At 40.2% G+C, this 19,452-nt stretch carries 17 protein-coding genes; 11 read left to right on the top strand and 6 right to left on the bottom strand.

Going from position 1 to position 19,452, the window contains the following annotated elements; genetic code table 11:
• Positions 1 to 31: 31 nt before the first annotated feature.
• A complete protein-coding gene (gene yvcK, locus BTO21_RS07670) occupies positions 32 to 928 on the top strand; it encodes a uridine diphosphate-N-acetylglucosamine-binding protein YvcK (protein WP_045027812.1) in 897 nt (298 codons plus the stop codon).
• Here yvcK and BTO21_RS07675 read toward each other — a convergent pair.
• From BTO21_RS07675 to pepE, 4 genes are all read right to left on the bottom strand, one after another.
• Positions 890 to 1,249 (bottom strand): Hpt domain-containing protein, encoded by a 360-nt coding sequence (locus BTO21_RS07675; RefSeq protein WP_045027810.1) that lies wholly within the window; start codon positions 1,247 to 1,249, stop codon positions 890 to 892. The two genes, yvcK and BTO21_RS07675, sit on opposite strands and share 39 nt — an antisense overlap.
• Complete coding sequence (gene luxO, locus BTO21_RS07680; protein WP_045027808.1) at positions 1,249 to 2,697, bottom strand: quorum-sensing sigma-54 dependent transcriptional regulator LuxO; 1,449 nt, start codon at positions 2,695 to 2,697, stop codon at positions 1,249 to 1,251. The genes BTO21_RS07675 and luxO overlap by 1 nt, the downstream gene beginning before the upstream one ends.
• Before the next feature lie 405 nt (positions 2,698 to 3,102).
• Positions 3,103 to 5,130, bottom strand: a complete 2,028-nt coding sequence (gene uvrB / locus BTO21_RS07685; protein WP_045027806.1) for an excinuclease ABC subunit UvrB — start codon at positions 5,128 to 5,130, stop codon at positions 3,103 to 3,105.
• 1,124 nt (positions 5,131 to 6,254) lie between these two features.
• Positions 6,255 to 6,992, bottom strand: coding sequence for a dipeptidase PepE (gene pepE, locus BTO21_RS07690; protein ID WP_045027804.1), 738 nt, complete (start codon positions 6,990 to 6,992; stop codon positions 6,255 to 6,257).
• A 407-nt stretch (positions 6,993 to 7,399) separates the two neighbouring features.
• On the opposite strand from pepE, the gene rsxA reads away from it, so the two are divergent.
• The 8 genes from rsxA to BTO21_RS07730 all read left to right on the top strand — a co-directional run bounded on the left by rsxA (position 7,400) and on the right by BTO21_RS07730 (position 15,594).
• Entirely contained in the window at positions 7,400 to 7,981 is a 582-nt protein-coding gene (gene rsxA / locus BTO21_RS07695; RefSeq protein ID WP_036793848.1) for an electron transport complex subunit RsxA, read from the top strand.
• The gene (gene rsxB / locus BTO21_RS07700; protein WP_045027800.1) at positions 7,981 to 8,565 is read left to right on the top strand and encodes an electron transport complex subunit RsxB; all 585 of its coding nucleotides are present in this window, start codon (positions 7,981 to 7,983) and stop codon (positions 8,563 to 8,565) included. Before rsxA ends, rsxB begins: the two co-directional genes overlap by 1 nt.
• A gap of 2 nt (positions 8,566 to 8,567) precedes the next feature.
• The gene (gene rsxC, locus BTO21_RS07705) at positions 8,568 to 11,468 is read left to right on the top strand and encodes an electron transport complex subunit RsxC (RefSeq protein ID WP_105026754.1); all 2,901 of its coding nucleotides are present in this window, start codon (positions 8,568 to 8,570) and stop codon (positions 11,466 to 11,468) included.
• A gap of 2 nt (positions 11,469 to 11,470) precedes the next feature.
• Complete coding sequence (gene rsxD / locus BTO21_RS07710; RefSeq protein WP_045027799.1) at positions 11,471 to 12,517, top strand: electron transport complex subunit RsxD; 1,047 nt, start codon at positions 11,471 to 11,473, stop codon at positions 12,515 to 12,517.
• Positions 12,518 to 12,531: 14 nt separating this feature from the next.
• The gene (rsxG, locus tag BTO21_RS07715; protein ID WP_045027867.1) at positions 12,532 to 13,164 is read left to right on the top strand and encodes an electron transport complex subunit RsxG; all 633 of its coding nucleotides are present in this window, start codon (positions 12,532 to 12,534) and stop codon (positions 13,162 to 13,164) included.
• A gap of 2 nt (positions 13,165 to 13,166) precedes the next feature.
• Positions 13,167 to 13,874, top strand: coding sequence for an electron transport complex subunit E (locus BTO21_RS07720; protein WP_045027797.1), 708 nt, complete (start codon positions 13,167 to 13,169; stop codon positions 13,872 to 13,874).
• 157 nt (positions 13,875 to 14,031) lie between these two features.
• Positions 14,032 to 14,679: an endonuclease III gene (gene nth / locus BTO21_RS07725; protein ID WP_045027795.1), complete on the top strand. Its 648-nt coding sequence runs from the start codon at positions 14,032 to 14,034 to the stop codon at positions 14,677 to 14,679.
• 126 nt (positions 14,680 to 14,805) lie between these two features.
• Positions 14,806 to 15,594, top strand: a complete 789-nt coding sequence (locus tag BTO21_RS07730) for a phytanoyl-CoA dioxygenase family protein (protein ID WP_045027793.1) — start codon at positions 14,806 to 14,808, stop codon at positions 15,592 to 15,594.
• Positions 15,595 to 15,672: 78 nt separating this feature from the next.
• Here the strand turns inward: BTO21_RS07730 and BTO21_RS07735 are convergent, their stop codons facing one another.
• Positions 15,673 to 16,122, bottom strand: a complete 450-nt coding sequence (locus tag BTO21_RS07735) for a hypothetical protein (RefSeq protein ID WP_045027792.1) — start codon at positions 16,120 to 16,122, stop codon at positions 15,673 to 15,675.
• Positions 16,123 to 16,216: 94 nt separating this feature from the next.
• Complete coding sequence (motY, locus tag BTO21_RS07740; RefSeq protein WP_045027790.1) at positions 16,217 to 17,113, bottom strand: flagellar protein MotY; 897 nt, start codon at positions 17,111 to 17,113, stop codon at positions 16,217 to 16,219.
• 203 nt (positions 17,114 to 17,316) lie between these two features.
• Between motY and rnt the strand changes: the two genes are divergently transcribed.
• Together rnt and BTO21_RS07750 are read left to right on the top strand one after the other, a co-directional pair.
• Positions 17,317 to 17,982 (top strand): ribonuclease T, encoded by a 666-nt coding sequence (gene rnt, locus BTO21_RS07745; protein ID WP_045027789.1) that lies wholly within the window; start codon positions 17,317 to 17,319, stop codon positions 17,980 to 17,982.
• 207 nt (positions 17,983 to 18,189) lie between these two features.
• Entirely contained in the window at positions 18,190 to 19,452 is a 1,263-nt protein-coding gene (locus BTO21_RS07750; protein WP_045027788.1) for an outer membrane protein transport protein, read from the top strand.

The raw sequence follows: 19,452 nt of genomic DNA on the forward strand, positions 1-19,452 counted from the left end.
TACTCATAAAATAATAATTAGAACCCATATTATGTCTATAGAGAGTACAGCTGTAACTCGTATTGTTGCCATTGGTGGCGGCCACGGACTAGGTCGTGTTTTATCATCGTTATCCGATTATGGTTCACAAGTCACAGGTGTAGTAACCACAACAGATAACGGTGGCTCAACGGGTCGTATTCGTGCTTGTCAGGGTGGGATTGCCTGGGGAGATATGCGTAATTGTATTAATCAACTCATTACCGAACCGTCTATTGGTTCAATGATTTTTGAATACCGTTTTCGTGGCAACGGCGAACTTAATGGTCATAATCTTGGTAACCTGATGCTCACTGCACTGGACAATCTTTGTATTCGTCCTCTCGATGCCATCAATCTGATTCGCGATATGCTTCATGTTAAGCCGTATATTATTCCAATGTCTGAACACCCTTCAGATTTAGCTGCAATCACTTATGGTGGTAAAATCATTAGAGGTGAAACCAGCGTTGATGAATTAGCTGAAATCCCTAAACGCCTTTATTTAGAGCCTGCAATACCCGCAACTAAAGAAGCCGTTAGTGCCATAATGGAAGCAGATATTATCCTATTAGGCCCAGGTAGCTTTTTAACCAGTATTATGCCGGTATTACTATTGCGTGATATTGAACAAGCATTGAAAGTCAGTACAGCAAAAATTGCTTTTATTACGAATCTTGATAAAGAAAAAGGCCCAGCTGGAGAAATGAGCCTTGAAACGATGATTCATTGGTGTGAACGCGCAATGGCAGGAAGAGTCATTGATACCATCATTACTGACGTACATCAGCCACAACTCGCACCTCAATATCAGCAAATAGTACTTAATTTAGCCTCTAATAATCATGAATGGCGTCATGACCGCAACAAACTAAAGCATGCGGTTGATAGACTCATTGCTTCCCGCTAATTGTTTATACTCAACTGCCATTCCTTCGACCATTTGTCTAAATTGAGGCAAATGGTCAATCATCCAGTCATCTTGGCCTTGTCTGACGCGGTATTCACATTCTTGCGCCATTAATGCCAGATCATCAGCCCCAAAACTTGCCGCACTACTTTTAATTGCGTGGCTAATTTCTCCGATTTGATTCACTGATGGCTGACTTGATAGTTTCTGTAAATATTGTTCAAGTTCATCACTAAAAACATTAAGCAGTATCACTACTGTTTCAGCACCAACTTCCGCTGACAATCTTTTTAATGTTTCTGCATTTATATTAGTTGCCATTAATCAATCTCCCTACTACCCGCAGTTTCTTGCCAAGTTTGTAATTTACGATAAATTGTTGATGGGCTTACTTCTAATAATCCTGCGGCTCGAGGAACATTACCGTCACAAGCATCAATTGCCCATTGAATGGCGCGTTTTTCAACGATCCAAAGAGGTTCAACTTTATCTTTCTGTATTTCATCAACAAATGATGTGTTCACTGTAGACGTTAACGTATTCAATTGTGGATAGATCGACATAGGTGAAGCAATTTCCGCACCAACAATAGCATTTATGGGTGGTGGCACCATTTCTTTCGTTACTTCTTCTGCCGTATTTAACACAACAATATTACGAATAATATTTTGTAACTCACGCACATTTCCCGGCCAAGAGTAAGACTCAAAAAGTTGTAAAACTTCTTTTGAGAAACGACTAAAGTCTTTACCTTCTTCTAATGACATTAATCCAAGTAATGCATGAGCGATTTCGATGATGTCGTTACCACGATCACGCAAAGGAGGTAATGTAATCGGTATCACATGGAGACGGTAATAAAGATCTTCTCGAAAACGTCCTTCTTGGACTTCTTGCCATGGGTTTCTATTGGTCGCGCACACAAAACGAACATCAACATGGCAAGTTTTAGATGATCCTACCTTTTGATACGTCCCCGTTTGAATAAAACGCAGCAATTTGCTTTGTAAATCCAAATCCATTTCGCATAACTCATCCAACATTAAAGTGCCCTTATGTGCCATTTCAACGGCACCTTGGCGTTCAGTGGATGCGCCTGTAAATGCACCTTTTACATGACCAAATAATTCGCTTTCAATAAGTTCTTTGGGGATCGCCGCACAATTTAAAGCAATAAAGGGTTTATCGTGTCTTGGGCTCGCTGCGTGAATAGCCTCTGCACACACTTCTTTCCCTGTACCACTCTCACCCATAATAAACACAGTTGCTTTACTTGACGCAGCAGATTCAATAACACGATATACCGCTTGCATTGGTAAACTATTACCAATAAATCCTTGATATTGCGCGCCATCAGATTGTTTTGAGGGAGTATTAGATGATGATTTAGTGTTGCCTTTAAATACATTATTAACAGTGATGCGTAACCGATCAGCTTCGCAAGGTTTAATTAAAAAATCTTGGGCGCCTTGCCGAATAGCATCAACGGCAATATCGATTGACCCATGAGCTGTCATAATAACTACAGGAATATTACCGTGATCTTGTCGAACCTGTTGTAATACTTCCATGCCCGTCATATCGGGTAAACGGAGATCTAATAAGATTAGATCAGGAATAATATTTTTAATAAAACCTAGTGCGTCTTTACCTGTCCCCACAATGCTAACATTGAGTCCGAGGGGATTTAAGTAAGATTTATATAAGGCAGCCACTGACGCGGTATCTTCAACCATTAAGACTTGGCGTTGTCGTGTAATGCTTTCCATCGCTCCTCCAAAAACGAACCCCTGTAAACTAATTGTAATCAATTCAACAGAAACTGGGTTCCTAATTTGTATTTTTTATATTATGCCAGATTGCTTTGCATAATGGTTCGCATTTTGCGAAAACATTATTTTTCTGCGCTGATAACACGACAAATAAAGACACTATATTCAGCATCAATTCATAAAAAAAGCCTAATACACCCATTTTTAAAAGTTGGCATACAGTATGCATTATTAACACTGACTCTCATCTTAGGAGTCAACCTAGCCAACTGACGTTGTTTGTGGATTCTTTCACTTAACAATGAAGCCAACCGAACCTCTTTATCGGCTGGCTTTTTTTTTGCCTCAATAATACGATTTAAAAGCATATTATTAACAATGCCACTTCACTTACGATAATCATTAACTGTTAGCAATAAACTGCTGCCTTAATTGATGAATTTTATCTCGCGTGTCAGCCGCTTGTTCAAATTCTAAATTTTGCGCGAAGTCATACATTTGTTTTTCGAGACGCTGTATTTCAAGCTCTAATTGTTGCGGAGTTAATATTGAATACGTCCCTTTTGATTCCGCTACTTTATGTAAATCTGCGGCTTTATTGCGTGACTTAGCCCGTCCACTTGGAGCACCTAATTCTAATAAGTCACCCACTTTCTTATTAAGCTTTTGAGGGGTTATATTGTGCTCTAAATTATAAATTATTTGCTTTTCACGTCGACGTTGGGTTTCATTAATCGCACGTTCCATTGAACCAGTAATTCGATCACCATATAAAATAGCTTTTCCTTCAATATTACGAGCAGCACGTCCCATGGTCTGAATTAATGATCTTTCTGAACGCAAAAAACCTTCTTTATCAGCATCTAAAATGGCAACTAAAGACACTTCTGGAATATCTAGCCCTTCACGCAGTAAGTTAATCCCAACTAACACATCAAACTTACCTAAACGTAAGTCACGAATAATTTCAACCCGCTCAACGGTATCAATATCAGAGTGAAGATAACGTACTTTCACACCATGCTCAGTGAGATATTCAGTGAGATCTTCAGACATCCGCTTCGTCAACGTCGTGACTAATACCCGTTCTTTTTTTACTGATCGAATATGAATTTCCGATAATAAATCATCAACCTGAGTAGCGACAGGACGGACTTCAATTTCAGGATCAAGTAAACCTGTTGGCCGCACCACTTGCTCCGCTATATCGTTGCCTGATTTTTCTATTTCATAATTACCCGGCGTGGCTGAGACATAAATAGTTTGAGGGGCTAATGACTCAAATTCCTCAAACTTCATCGGACGGTTATCAAGTGCGGAAGGTAATCGAAACCCATATTCAACTAAATTTTCTTTACGTGAACGATCGCCACGGAACATGGCACCAATTTGAGAAACAGTAACGTGGGATTCATCAATAATTAATAAACCATCAGCAGGAAGATAATCAAACAAGGTTGGTGGCGGCTCCCCCTCTGTTCGTCCACTGAGGTAACGGGAATAGTTTTCAATACCAGAACAAAAGCCGAGCTCATTCATCATTTCGATATCAAATTGCGTTCGCTGCGAAATACGCTGCTCTTCAACCAATTTATTATTATCGAGTAATTGTTGCTTACGCTGGGTTAGCTCAAGCTTAATTTTTTCAATGGCTTCTAATATTTTCTCTCTTGGTGTCACATAGTGTGTTTTGGGATAAATCGTCGTACGGGCTAAGTTCCGTTGAATAATTGCGCCTGTCAGAGGATCAAATGATGAAATAACTTCAACTTCATCATCAAACAATTCCAATCGAATCGCTTCTTTTTCCGATTCAGCAGGGAAAATATCAATCACTTCACCGCGAACACGGAACGTACCGCGTTCAAAAACAGCATCATTACGTTTATATTGAAGTTCGGCTAAACGACGTAAAATATCACGTTGATTAAGTACATCACCGCGACGTACATGCAACATCATTTTCAAATACGATTCAGGATCACCTAAACCATAAATAGCAGAAACAGAGGCAATAATAATAACATCACGCCGTTCCATTAATGCTTTTGTTGCTGATAATCGCATTTGTTCGATGTGGGCATTTACCGATGCATCTTTTTCAATAAAGGTATCGGTGGTCGGTACATAAGCCTCTGGCTGATAATAATCATAATAAGAAACAAAATACTCAACCGCATTGTCAGGGAAAAAATCCCGCATTTCACCATATAGCTGAGCGGCTAAGGTTTTATTAGGAGCCATAATAAGGGTAGGACGGTTGGCTTGAGCAATGACATTTGCAATCGTGAACGTTTTTCCTGATCCCGTCACTCCCAGTAACGTTTGCTGTGCAAGACCAGAGTCGAGTCCATCCATTAATTGTGCAATTGCCGTGGGTTGATCACCCGCAGGAGAATAATCAGATACAAGGCTAAACAGCTTACTCATTACATATATCCGTAATAACAATACTGTCTATCATTGTGAGCACCCACCCAATAATGTCAATACTGGTTTGGATAAGTTAGTGAATACTCAATGTAGTAGCAGATGGCAGATGGCAGATGGCAGATGGCAGAAAAAATAGCTTCAGTAATAAAATATAACTTATTAAAATTTGAACACCAAACTCAATCTTAACAGTAAAAGTCACAACCTAGTATTAACACTAGGCCCCCTTTGGACTTTTAAATTTTATTACCGAAGCAAATCAACTAATGTTGAATTAAAAATAAAAACAGATATCTACATATAAAATATGTCATTGTTTTGACATCAAATATTTCATCTCTTACTAACTTTTGGATTAGAAGAAACAGAAGACAATAACGAATACAGAAATATTTAATGCCACAAAATAATAAGCAAAAGATCATCGATAATAAATACTGGTCAATGAATATATTAGCCAGCATAAATAACCAAGCTAAATAGATAGTGCCGCAATTTATCATGCAAACATAACAGCCACATGAATAAACAATAAAATCTGTTTTTATTCAATTAGATACAAACATCTAATGGTTATTTATTCTTATAGCTAAAATTAAATTTTATAATGTATTAATAAATTATTCATTGTATTTTATGTCTTTTTACTCATAAAACACTTTTTAATTATATCCACCTCTTAATATTCAACCAATATCATTACTTTCCTTATGAAATGTTATTCTTTGTATATCGTCTCGTCGATGACTCGTTTTATTAATTACTCCACATTGATGACAATAAATCCGATATCATCCACAGCTTTTACAATATTTGTTGGTATTTAATATCACACTATAGATAGTTATATTTATTCATTAATAGTAATAAATTTATATTTACGCTAGCAAATAGCCCCCTGTCACCATTGCTTTCAAAGCTAATTTACTCATCAAATACTTTATTCACACCAATCTAAACAATGATCCATCTCAGCATAGTTATCCACAGAAATTGTGGACAACACCTAAAAACCCATACCATTAGGCACTTCTTAAAAATCAAGTGTTTTTTATCAAAACAAAAAAAAAGCTAACCTAAATGGCTAGCCTCTCTCGATGTTAACTTTTGTTACAATAACCTTAATAACTAAGATTCATCAGGAACTGTACATCATCACCTGGTTGGTAATAAATTGGCTCATTACCATAACTAAAGAATTTTAATGGCTTGCCGTTAGCAGCATGATAACTAATGTTATTGTCGGTTATAGCCAACCATGTACCTTCAGGAATACCAATCACTGGCTCATGTTGATTAACTTCAAGAAACTCTTCAATACGCTCATCACGGGTTTCGCCCATATGACCTTCAACAGACGCTTCTAAATAGTGAGGATTAATTTGGAAAGGGACAAAATTTAATGACGATAAAATAGCACCAGTAACAATTGGCATATCATTCGTTGTACGAATAGTTGGACAACCGATATTCGTGCCCGCACTCCAACCAATATATGCCTTACCTTGTTTCAATACCGCTTTACGAATTGGACCTACTAACCCTAAATCATGTAAGGTTTTATTGAGTACCCAAGTATTACCACCGCTAACAATAATACCATCAGCTTGCTCAATAGCCGTGACAGGATCTTCAGCACGGTGCAAACCCGTTGCAATACAATCTAATCCTAATTTATCAAATGTTGCTTGAACTAATGCAACACGATCATCATGACTTGAACGAACAACAGCGTATGGGATCACAACAAAATGCTTCGCTCCAGTACGTTTTACTTGCTCGATAATTGCATCAGCGGCAAATTCCATCACATGAGTGTTACCAGCAATTTTACCGTTACTAAGTAATAAAATATCCATTGTTCCATCCTAATAGCTTATGTTTATTAATCATCCGTGTAATCACGAAGACTATTTATAGAAAACTCAGCTATATCAAACGCAGAATTGACTAACTTTACAACCGCCAGAATCACAATTTGCAAAAACTTCAATAAAAAACATTTATTTTTTCATAATAATTATCAGTTTATTCACTGAATAAACACATCTTCAGTCCCATAAAAATCAAAACCAATACATTTAAGCAACAATAGATCGCTAACAATAAGGTTAAAAGAAGATTTTTATTTAACTAAAAACTTATATTTCAATCAACTACTCAAATTTAATACTATTAATAGATAAAACCTTACCCTTGAGGAGTTGTTATAGGGCTCACAAAATCAGATAATGTTAAGATCTCTTGCAATGATAATGAACTCGGTATGACTGAATACCTGTTACTCCTCATCGGTACTGTGTTGGTTAACAACTTTGTACTCGTTAAATTCTTAGGCTTATGTCCTTTTATGGGCGTATCTAAGAAACTAGAAACAGCAATCGGAATGGGCTTAGCAACAACATTTGTGCTAACCCTTGCTTCTGTGTGTGCGTATCTCGTTGAAACCTACATTTTGGTACCTCTTGGTATCCAATATCTACGTACGCTTAGCTTTATACTCGTGATTGCAGTTGTGGTGCAATTTACCGAAATGGTGGTGCATAAAACTAGCCCAACACTTTACCGTTTATTAGGTATTTTCCTGCCGCTGATCACTACCAACTGTGCAGTGTTAGGTGTGGCTTTATTAAATACCAATGAGCACCATAACTTCATTCAATCCGTTATTTATGGCTTTGGTGCAGCGGTGGGCTTCTCATTGGTATTAGTATTGTTTGCCTCTATGCGTGAACGTATTGCTGCTGCTGATGTACCTGCACCATTTAAAGGTGCCTCAATTGCCATGATAACGGCAGGTCTTATGTCTCTTGCCTTTATGGGCTTTACTGGATTGGTGAAATTGTAATGAGCGGGATCTTAATTGCTGCCATTGTGCTCGCCGTTTTAGCGGCAATATTTGGCATTATTTTAGGTTTTGCTTCAGTACGTTTTAAAGTTGAAGCTGATCCGATTGTTGAGCAAATTGATGCTATTTTGCCGCAAACACAGTGTGGCCAATGTGGTTTTCCTGGTTGCCGTCCTTATGCTGAAGCAATAGCGAATGGCGAAATCATTAATAAATGCCCCCCTGGCGGTCAAGCAACCATTGAAAAGTTAGCCGACCTAATGGGGGTTGAAGTGCCTCAGGCTTCTGACGAAGTGACTAACAGCATTAAAAAAGTGGCGTTTATTCATGAAGATATGTGTATTGGATGTACAAAGTGTATTCAAGCATGTCCAGTCGATGCAATCGTCGGCGGCACTAAAGCCATGCACACAGTAATAAAAGATGAATGTACGGGCTGCGATCTTTGTGTTTCTCCTTGTCCTACAGACTGTATTGAAATGATCCCAGTAGAAGAAACACCGGATAACTGGAAATGGCAACTCAACCAAATACCGGTTGTTAATATTGCTGCGACAGTGAATGTAGAAAAGGTTAAGCCGTAGTCATGCTCTCAATTATTGAACAAATTAAACAAGGTAAGCTATGGGATTTCCATGGCGGTATTCACCCTGCTGAAAACAAAGCATTGTCGAGTAAGCAAGCCATTAAGGCTGCAGGCATTCCTCAAGAATTAATATTACCGTTAAAGCAACACATTGGCTCTCGTGGCGATATTATCGTCAATATTGGTGATTACGTATTAAAAGGCCAACCACTGACGCAAGGTGATATTGCGATGTGTGTACCTATTCATGCGCCAAGTTCTGGTACTATCACCGCGATAGAGCAACGTACTACCGCTCACCCTTCAGGCTTAACCGATTTATGTATCGTGATTGCAACCGATAACCAAGATACTTGGTGTCATGCAACGCAATATCCCGACTATCAAGATCGCGATCCTGCAGAGCTTATTGAAGCTATTCGTTTAGCGGGAATTGCAGGTTTAGGTGGCGCAGGTTTCCCTACAGCACGTAAGCTGCAAGGGGGTTTAGGTAATGTTGATATTCTGATTATCAATGCGGCTGAATGTGAACCTTATATCACCGCTGATGACAGACTAATGCAAGATTATGCCGATGAAGTTATCGAAGGCATTCGCATTTTACGTCATATTATCTCGCCCAAATTAACCTTAATTGGTATTGAAGATAATAAACCTGATGCGATCAAAGCATTAGAAGCCTGTGTCAACGAAGACGATAATATTATTATTCGCGTTATTCCGACCAAATATCCATCAGGTAGCTCAAAACAATTAGTGAAGCTATTAACCGGCCGCGAAGTACCAAGCCAAGCACGTTCAACCTCGATTGGGGTTATTATGCAAAACGTAGGTACTGCATTTGCAATTAAACGTGCAATTGTTAATGGCGAGCCATTAATTGAACGCGTGGTCACCTTAACCGGTGAGGCTTTTAAACAGCGCGGTAATGTCTTTGCTTTACTTGGTACACCGATTGCTTATTTGCTTGAAAAGTTTGATTATAAAGCCGATAAAAAATATCCGCGGGTGATTATTGGTGGCTCATTAATGGGCTTTACCTTGCCACATGCAAACGTCCCGATTACCAAAATTACCAACTGTATTTTAACGCCTAAGCGTAAAGAATTACCGCTGCATACTTATGAAATGGCCTGTATTCGCTGTTCTGCCTGTGCTGATGCTTGCCCTGCTTCATTATTACCACAGCAGTTACAATGGTATGCCAAAGATAAAAACTACGACAAATGTGAAGAATATAACCTAAGCGACTGTATTGAATGCGGTGCTTGTGCCTATGTTTGTCCAAGTGAAATACCGTTAGTGCAATATTATCGCCAAGCTAAAGCTGAAATTTGGGAACGTAAACAAGATGAAATGAGTGCCGAACGCGCTCGTCAACGTTTTGAAGCCAAACAACAGCGGATGGATCGCGATAAAGCAGAGCGTGAAAATCGATTTGCTAAAGCCGCTACCGATCGTCGCCAACACATGGCAACAGCTGGTGGAGATGATGCCGTTGCCGCAGCCATTGCCCGAGTGAAAGCCAAACAAGCAGCAGCAACTGATACTGCAACCCCAACAATAAAGCCTGCTGTTGCTGCTGCTATTGCTAAAGCAAAAGCGAAACAAGCCGCTTCAGTATCAGAAGAGGCAATACCAGACAACAGCGAAATGGCAGCACTGCGTAAACAACGTAAACTGCAAGCTCGTGAACAAAAAGCGGCTAAGCATGCAGAGTTAATGCAGCAACAAACCGTTACAGAGCAACCACCCGAGCAAGCTAGCGATAAAAAAGATGCCGTTGCCGCAGCCGTTGCACGTGCTAAAGCCCGTAAAGCTGCTCAGCAGGCACAATCAACCACTGAGACTCAACCTACGGTTGATGCTAAACCAACAACCGAAGTAGACACTGACGTTAACGTTGATCCTAAAAAAGCCGCGGTTGCCGCAGCCATTGCACGTGCTAAAGCGCGTAAAGCAGCCCAGCAACAACAACCAACAGCTGCCACTGAGCCTACGGCTGAAGTGAACTCTGACGTTGCAAACGATCCTAAAAAAGCCGCTGTCGCTGCTGCCGTTGCACGCGCTAAAGCCCGTAAAGCTGCCCAGCAACAACAACCAACAGCTGCCACTGAGCCTACGGCTGAAGTGAACTCTGACGTTGCAAACGATCCTAAAAAAGCCGCTGTCGCTGCTGCCATTGCACGCGCTAAAGCCCGTAAAGCCGCTCAACAAGAGCAAGCAACAGCTGCTGCCGAGCCTACGGTTGAAGTGAACTCTGACGTTGCAAACGATCCTAAAAAAGCCGCTGTCGCTGCTGCCGTTGCACGCGCTAAAGCCCGTAAAGCCGCTCAACAAGAGCAAGCAACAGCTGCTGCCGAGCCTACGATTGAAGTGAACACTAACGTTGAAAGCGATCCTAAAAAAGCCGCTGTCGCTGCTGCCGTTGCACGCGCTAAAGCCCGTAAAGCTGCCCAGCAACAACAAATAACAGCTGCTGAGCCTACAGCTGAAGTGAACACTAACGTTGAAAGCGATCCTAAAAAAGCCGCTATCGCCGCAGCCGTTGCACGTGCTAAAGCCCGTAAAGCAGCCCAGCAGGCACAATCAACCACTGAGACTCAGCCTGCGGTTGATGCTGAACCAACAACCGAAGTAGACACTGACGTTGCCGTTGATCCTAAAAAAGCCGCGGTTGCCGCAGCCGTTGCACGTTCTAAAGCCCGTAAAGCAGCTCAGCAGGCACAATCAACCACTGAGACTCAGCCTGCCGTTGATGCTAAACCAACAACCGAAGTAGACACTGACGTTGCAGTTGATCCTAAAAAAGCCGCGGTTGCCGCAGCCGTTGCACGTGCTAAAGCCCGTAAAGCAGCCCAGCAAGCCAATAAAGTACAACCCAACATTGAGGAAGAATAATCGTGGCTTTTAATATTGCCAGCTCACCCCATGCACATAACCGCCGCAGCACAAGTGCCATCATGCGTACTGTTATTTTATGTGCGATTTTTGGTGTTATTGCTCAATGCTACTTTTTTGGTTTGGGTACATTGATCCAAATTGTTTTCGCCTCAATCTGTGCGATTACCTTTGAAGCAATTGTGCTCAAATTACGTCAACGACCATTAGCGCCTTATCTACGTGATAATACTGCCCTCTTAACAGGTGTCTTAATTGGTATTTCAATTCCACCACTAGCACCATGGTGGATCACGGTGATCGGCGTATTCTTTGCTATCGTAATTGCTAAACACCTTTATGGTGGCATGGGTCAGAACCTGTTTAACCCTGCGATGGTTGCTTATGTGGTATTACTGATTTCCTTCCCTGTCCAAATGACAACATGGTTACCACCAATATCATTAAGTGCCAATCCCGTCACTTTTATGGACAGTCTATCGGCGATTTTTACTGGTTTTACACCTGATGGTTTTAGTGTTCAACAATTAAAAATGTCAGTCGATGGCTACACGATGGCAACCCCATTAGATACGCTAAAAACATCATTAAAAACAGGCATGACGATTGCAGAAGCAATGAAACAACCTGTGTATGGTACGCTGGCAGGTATTGGTTGGGAGTGGGTTAATATCGGCTTCTTATTAGGCGGGTTATTGTTACTTAAATTACGCGTTATTCAATGGCATATCCCTGTTGCAATGCTAACGTCATTATTCGTTATTAGTAGCATTATCTATGTCATCGACCCAAGCGTTGCAGCCTCACCGTTATTACATATGTTCTCTGGCGCAACCATGCTTGGTGCATTTTTTATTGCAACGGATCCTGTAACAGCATCAACAACGGTAAAAGGTCGACTGATCTTTGGTGCTTTTATTGGCGTAATGATCTACCTCATTCGTACTTGGGGCGGCTTCCCTGATGGTGTCGCTTTTGCTGTGCTATTGGCTAACTTGTGTGTACCGATTATTGATTACTACACACGCCCACGCACTTATGGACACTAATAATGAGCATGCCCATGTTTAAATCTATGAAAAAAAATGGTCTGATTTTGGCTGTTTTTGCTTTGTTATCAACAGCATTAGTTTCTCTTACTCACTATTTCACTGCTGATCGTATTTTTCAGCAGCAACAGCAGCAATTACTGGATACTTTAAACCAAGTTATTCCCGTTGCGAGCCATAATAACCTACTCTATAAGAGTTGTACTTTAGTTAAAAATCAGCAATATATCGGCACTAAAACTGCTATGCCTGCTTATATCGCGACTCAAGATGGTAAGCCGACAGGCATTGCTATTGAAGGTATTGCACCTGATGGTTATAGCGGTGCGATTAAACTGATTGTTGGGCTTGATACTAAAGGCGTTATAACCGGTGTGCGTATTTTAGAGCAACATGAAACACCGGGGCTGGGTGATAAAATTGAAACGTCCGTCAGTGACTGGATCTATAGTTTCACAGGTAAGCGGGTTAATGGTGCAAACGATCCTAAATTCCATGTTCGCAAAGATGGCGGTGAATTTGATCAATTTACAGGGGCAACCATTACCCCACGTGCTGTTGTAAAAGCGGTAAAAAATATCTCGTTGTACTGGCAAAATAATCAGCAGCAAATTCTGAGCCAGCCACTAGACTGTCCGAGTGAATAATTATGACAACATCTTATAAAGAGTTGATGAAAAATGGCTTATGGTACAACAACCCAACAGTAGTACAGCTGTTAGGTTTATGTCCATTACTCGCGGTGTCATCAACCGCGACCAATGCGCTCGGATTAGGGCTTGCCACTACCATGGTATTGGTGATGTCTAATTTTACTATTTCAGTCATTAGAAAATTAGTCCCGTCAGAAATCCGTATTCCTGTGTTCGTGATGATCATTGCGTCACTGGTAACTTGCGTACAGTTATTGATGAATGCTTATGTTTATGGCTTATATAAGTCTTTAGGTATCTTCATTCCTTTGATCGTAACTAACTGTATTATTATCGGTCGCGCTGAAGCTTTTGCGTCTAAAAACAAACCATTACCTGCCGTATTAGACGGTTTATGGATGGGGCTTGGTATGACATCAGCCCTATTTTTACTCGGTGCAATGCGTGAGATTTTAAGTAAAGGTTCGTTATTTGATGGGGCTAACCGCTTATTAGGTAACTGGGCATCAGTACTGCATATTCAAATTTTTCATTTTGACAGTAGCTTTTTACTTGCAATGTTACCGCCTGGTGCCTTTCTTGGTGTTGGCTTTATGATTGCACTTAAAAATATTATTGATAAATACAAAGCAGACAAACAATCGGTGTTAGAGAAACAGCAACCACCGAAAGTTGAACGTGCGCGTATTACCGATGCTAAATAATACGGTACTCGTCACTGACCAATAATAAGACTGGCTTGCGGGCCAGTTTTTACTATTGCTATCCCCATAAATATAATCAATGCTGTCAATATTACCCATCGGTGCTCACCCTTAATAATAATGGTGATATTGGCATTATATCTCGTCAGGAAAGACCATGAATAATCAAAAACGGGTTCAGATATTAGAACGATTACAAGCTGAAAACCCACACCCACAAACAGAACTTCATTGGACAACACCGTTTGAGCTATTAATCTCGGTTTTACTATCAGCACAAGCGACGGATGTTAGTGTCAATAAGGCAACAGCTAAGCTTTACCCTATCGCCAATACGCCGCAAGCTATCTTTGATCTTGGGGTTGATGGCGTTAAACAATATATAAAAACCATTGGCTTATTTAATTCTAAAGCTGAAAATGTCATCAAAACCTGCCGTATTTTGCTCGATAAACATAACAGCGAAATCCCAGAAGATCGCGAAGCGTTAGAAGCCCTACCCGGTGTCGGTCGTAAAACTGCCAACGTCGTGCTAAACACAGCCTTTGGTTGGCCGACAATTGCTGTTGATACCCATATTTTTCGCGTGTGTAATCGCACTAAATTTGCGATGGGTAAAAATGTTGAACAAGTAGAAGAAAAGCTGCTAAAAGTCGTACCCGCAGCATTCAAGGTTGATGTCCATCACTGGCTTATTTTACATGGGCGCTATACCTGTATTGCACGTAAACCCCGTTGCGGTAGTTGTATTATTGAAGACTTATGTGAATTTCCAGGACGACAAGAGATTGTCGATAATACTTAGGAATATCACCTCAAACACGAATCTTCAATACACGGATTAAATACTTGGTTGAACGATACAGGTCTGGCATCATGCGCCCAAGAATGCCGTGGTCAGTAAACGGTATAAAAAGTGTGAAGGTAGTCCGTGGTAGAAAATAGCCAACAATTAAGTAACAGTTACAACGAACAGGGTTACTTTGTTATTAGAAATTATTTCGATGAAGCTCAAATCTCATCGCTTAGAAAAGTAGTCTTGAAATTCCATGAATTATGGAAAGCAGACAACAAAGAGTTCTATCAAGAAGAAGCGTTTAACTCGTCTTTAATCACGGGAAGCGAATATTTACCTGTCGACGACAGAACGATACTTTTTGACTTTATCAGTTCCAAAAAAATCATGAATGTCGTCGATGCGGTAATACCAGAAAATCCTGCATTCATGAATACACAGCTGTTCTTCAACCCAGTAAATCCGCGACAAAAAGACTTCTGGCACCGTGACTGTCAATATGACTATGATATTGAAGACCAAATGAAAGTCATACTAGAAACACAAGTATTACATCTTCGCATCCCCTTATTTGATGAGCCCGGCATGGAGATCATCCCCGGAACACACAAACGATGGGATAATGAAGAAGAGTACAACGTTCGCCAAGAAGTGAATGGCAAAGTCAGTAATGATAGTATCTCCGGCGGTAAACAAATTGCGTTAGCGGCAGGTGACTTGTTGGTATTTTCTGCCGATATGATCCACCGAGGTTTATACGGATTAGATCGTTTGGCGTTGGATATTTTGATTTTTGATTCAGCAGCGGATTATGTCGACTACGTCGATGACGATTGCCTACCGACACAATCAATGTTGAATAAGATTGCCGATCCAAGATTATTTATCAACACCTTGCACCTAAAATCAATGGTGTGTTGTTAATAAAAACATATATATCATATAGTTAAAATACAAAAAGGAGCACCTCGATGCTCCTTTTTTATTAAAAATAACACCTCATTACAATGATTGGCAGTTACGATTAAAACCATTTTGTTTACGCTTAGCCGCTAACTCTTCAGCACCTTTTGCTAATCCCTTTAGTAATTGGTCCCGTTGTTGAGGTGATATTTTTTTACCACTAGCATCCAATGATTGCTGTAATTCTACCAGTGCTTTTTGATTATCACCTTGCAAATAACTTTCTTGCGCTAATGCAATATAAGCCATACTGCGCGCTAAAGGTTGGCCTTCATGTCCAAGAGCCTGTAATTGAGTATCTGCACCGGATTGACACAATTGTTGATTTTTAATCGCTGCTACAACTGGTTTTAAATTCGCTTTAACGACATTATTGAGTACATCTTTGGTCGTATCTGTTGCTACATTTTCAACCGTGGTGGTAAACATTTTGATGCCAATAATGGCTGCGGCAATGATCACAATGCCAGTTAATATACGCTTATTCATACCAAAATCCTTATTCAATGATTAACACCACCATCATAAAGGTGTGATCAACAAGCTATGTCAACGGAGGATTAACATTCTGATAATGAATAACTCAAACGGCACTACGCCCTAACGAAATAACCACTCGGCGGTTTTGATGACGACCAACAGGGGTTGAGTTATCCGCAATCGGTCGTCGTTTGCCATGTGCTTCGACTTGGATTCGATTGTCAGGTAAACCTAATGCTTTAAAATAGCCTTCAATTTTATCTGCTCGTTGCTCAGATAAACGCTGCCCTTCAACCGTACCTTGTGCTGAATCACTGTATGCCGCCACCAGCACTAAATCGATATCATCGGAGTAACGCACATAATCTGCAATTTGTGCTAATCGCTTTTGAGACATATTATTCAGTTCATCACTGTCATGATTATAATGTAAAATAGTAAAAGCAATATCATCAAAGCTAAATGGCATTAGGTTATTTAAGCATTGGCTAAATAGTTGATATGATTTATTAAAATTCACCGCAGACAAACCAACTTCTAACTGGCGCTGTTGTTGTGTCGGCCAACTTTTATAATTGAAAGTAGGGTTACGTCCATCTTCTAATTCAGCCAACATTTGCCATGCCGTATTTCCTTCAATATAACCATCAAATTGTTTAAAAAATTTCAGATTAACCATCGCATGTGCAGCATCACCAGGCATCCATGATGGCGGCATTGAGGTTAATTTAACATTACGGGTCGCCCCTAATTGACGATTCATCTTCAATTCAAAGTGAAGATTCATTGTTTTACTAGAAAGAGCTGAAAATTGCGCATTCCCGTAACCCGGAATAACATGATTAAGACGACACTCTAAAGGGGTATCAACTGTTATTTGCCACTGAGATTGGCTCGGCTGTGCCAAATAGTTTTTAGCCACAGCCATCGGCATTGAAAAAAACACACCCACAACTAATCCAATTCGCAACCAAGCTGTTAATAATTCAATTGAATTCATTTTATAACCAAACTAAAAGAAAATAATACAATGGCGATAACATCATTAATGCTTCTATATCGGCATTAATGCTGTGAGCTTTAGCCTTCTCTTATTTATAGAATTATCACCTTATCAAATCATACTTTCGAAAGCCTAACAGCAATGAAATTAGCGCATTAATCTGCCATAATATCTGATTCTATTATTTTGACAGCAGTGCTATGAGCCAAGATAACCAATTTAATACCCTAAAAAGTCGCTTTCGCGGCTACTTTCCTGTCGTCATTGACGTTGAAACAGCAGGTTTTAATTCAAAAACAGATGCCTTATTAGAAATTTGTGCTGTCACTTTACAAATGGATGAAGATGGTTGGCTAAAACCGGCAACGACCATTCATTTCCATGTTGCTCCTTTTGAAGGCGCGATCTTGCATAAAGAAGCATTGGAATTTAATGGTATTCGTGACCCATTTAGCCCATTACGTGGTGCGGTATCAGAAGAAGTTGCACTTAAAGAAATTTATAAGCAGATAAGAAAAGAACAAAAACACACTGACTGCACACGTGCAATTATGGTGGCACATAATGCGACGTTTGATCATAGCTTTGTAATGGCAGCATCAGAGCGCGCTAAACTAAAACGCAACCCATTCCACCCTTTTGCAACATTTGATACCGCTGCATTAAGTGGTTTAGCCTTTGGACAAACAGTATTGGCTAAAGCCTGTCAGACCGCTGAAATTCCATTTGATAACAAAGAAGCACACTCAGCACTATACGATACAGAACGTACTGCTGAATTATTTTGCAAAATCGTTAATAAGTGGAAACAACTTGGCGGCTGGCCACTCTTCACGCCATCAGCAGAAGAAACTGAAACAGAATAACGCTCATTATCTGCCCTTTCTATTAAACCCATCCTTGCATGGGTTTTTTTATACCTGTCACAAATACTCCTAGCTAACCACCAGCATAAATAAATCCCAATAATTTAACAATTAATTAACATTGCTCTTATACTTGATCTGTAATGCGTTTTGTTTTTCCTCATGGATGAATAAAAAATGAAATAACGACAACAGAGAGGCAGAATAATGTCCGTAAATATACGTTATCTTTCCCTTGTTCTTTGCACAGCCCTTACCAGTAGTTCAGCTTTTAGTGCCGGTTTTCAAGTATCAGAACAATCAGCATCAGGCTTAGGTCGTGCTTTTGCTGGGGAGGCAGCCATTGCTGATAATGCTGCCGTGATCTCTCGTAACCCAGCAGCAATGACTCAATTTAGCACCATGACAGTGTCAGTCGTCGGCAGTATCGTCATGCCCGATGTTGATGTGATTGCGTATGATGCGCCTAACGGTGTCCAAACTGCAAAAAATGTTGCTCCTACTGCTTTTGTTCCTGCCAGTTATTTTGTTCAACCGCTTAATGATCGTCTTTCTTGGGGGCTTGCCTTATTTTCAGGCTATGGCGTTACTACAGATTATCCCGCTGATTTTTATGATGGCACATCCGCAGGTAAAACCTCACTCGTTGCAATGAACTTAAATCCAAGTGTTGCTTACAAAGTTAATCACCAATTAAGCCTTGGTGTAGGTCTCAATGCTGTTTATGCCAAGGCTGAACTTTATCGTCATTATGGTCAGAATGCGTTACCTTTCTATCCCGCGATTAAGCCTAGTGATAAAACCATTAACATGGAAGGTGACACGTGGAGTTGGGGATGGAATATTGGAGCTTTCTATCAATTAGACGATAACAATCGTTTTGGCCTTGCCTACCGTTCTAAAGTTGATCTTGATTTTGAAGGCGATTTTACTGATTACTCTGGATTAGTATTAGGTAGTGCCAATCGGGGTAACACGATTAAAGGTAAACTTCCAGTTGTCCTACCTGCCACTGCTGAATTCTCAGGTTTTCATCAGCTTAATCATCAAATTGCCGTTCATTACAGTATTTTCTGGACTCAATGGAGCTTATTTAAGGAATTACGCGCCACCAATGAGCAATGTAATTTAAATGGTCAAATGCCGGGTATCTGCTTACTAAAAGATGAAGACTATAGTGATGCATTTCGATGGTCTATTGGTACCACATATACCCTCAATCCTAGCGTGATATTACGCGCAGGGTTTGCCTACGATGAACAAGGTGGTAAAGCCACATTGAGTATTCCTGATACTGACCGATTTTGGTATTCAGCTGGCGCAACCTACCAACATAGTCCTCAATTAAGCATTGATCTTGGTATTAGTTATATCTATGGCAAAGAAAGTGACTTTATTGAAAATAAACAACGTTTTACTGCCAGTAGTGTTGCCTATATTGGGGCTGCACAACTTAACTACACCTTTTAG

Source organism: Photobacterium phosphoreum (assembly GCF_002954725.1).
GTDB classification, from domain to species: domain Bacteria; phylum Pseudomonadota; class Gammaproteobacteria; order Enterobacterales; family Vibrionaceae; genus Photobacterium; species Photobacterium phosphoreum.

Bases quoted from the DNA above. Each gene is read 5' to 3' on its own strand.
- luxO (WP_045027808.1), bottom strand. From the start codon at position 2,697: ATGGAAAGCATTACACGACAACGCCAAGTCTTAATGGTTGAAGATACC.
- rsxC (WP_105026754.1), top strand. From the start codon at position 8,568: ATGCTCTCAATTATTGAACAAATTAAACAAGGTAAGCTATGGGATTTC.
- BTO21_RS07735 (WP_045027792.1), bottom strand. From the start codon at position 16,122: ATGAATAAGCGTATATTAACTGGCATTGTGATCATTGCCGCAGCCATT.
- BTO21_RS07675 (WP_045027810.1), bottom strand. From the start codon at position 1,249: ATGGCAACTAATATAAATGCAGAAACATTAAAAAGATTGTCAGCGGAA.
- motY (WP_045027790.1), bottom strand. From the start codon at position 17,113: ATGAATTCAATTGAATTATTAACAGCTTGGTTGCGAATTGGATTAGTT.
- nth (WP_045027795.1), top strand. From the start codon at position 14,032: ATGAATAATCAAAAACGGGTTCAGATATTAGAACGATTACAAGCTGAA.
- uvrB (WP_045027806.1), bottom strand. From the start codon at position 5,130: ATGAGTAAGCTGTTTAGCCTTGTATCTGATTATTCTCCTGCGGGTGAT.
- rsxG (WP_045027867.1), top strand. From the start codon at position 12,532: ATGTTTAAATCTATGAAAAAAAATGGTCTGATTTTGGCTGTTTTTGCT.
- BTO21_RS07720 (WP_045027797.1), top strand. From the start codon at position 13,167: ATGACAACATCTTATAAAGAGTTGATGAAAAATGGCTTATGGTACAAC.
- rnt (WP_045027789.1), top strand. From the start codon at position 17,317: ATGAGCCAAGATAACCAATTTAATACCCTAAAAAGTCGCTTTCGCGGC.
- rsxB (WP_045027800.1), top strand. From the start codon at position 7,981: ATGAGCGGGATCTTAATTGCTGCCATTGTGCTCGCCGTTTTAGCGGCA.
- BTO21_RS07750 (WP_045027788.1), top strand. From the start codon at position 18,190: ATGTCCGTAAATATACGTTATCTTTCCCTTGTTCTTTGCACAGCCCTT.
- pepE (WP_045027804.1), bottom strand. From the start codon at position 6,992: ATGGATATTTTATTACTTAGTAACGGTAAAATTGCTGGTAACACTCAT.
- yvcK (WP_045027812.1), top strand. From the start codon at position 32: ATGTCTATAGAGAGTACAGCTGTAACTCGTATTGTTGCCATTGGTGGC.
- rsxA (WP_036793848.1), top strand. From the start codon at position 7,400: ATGACTGAATACCTGTTACTCCTCATCGGTACTGTGTTGGTTAACAAC.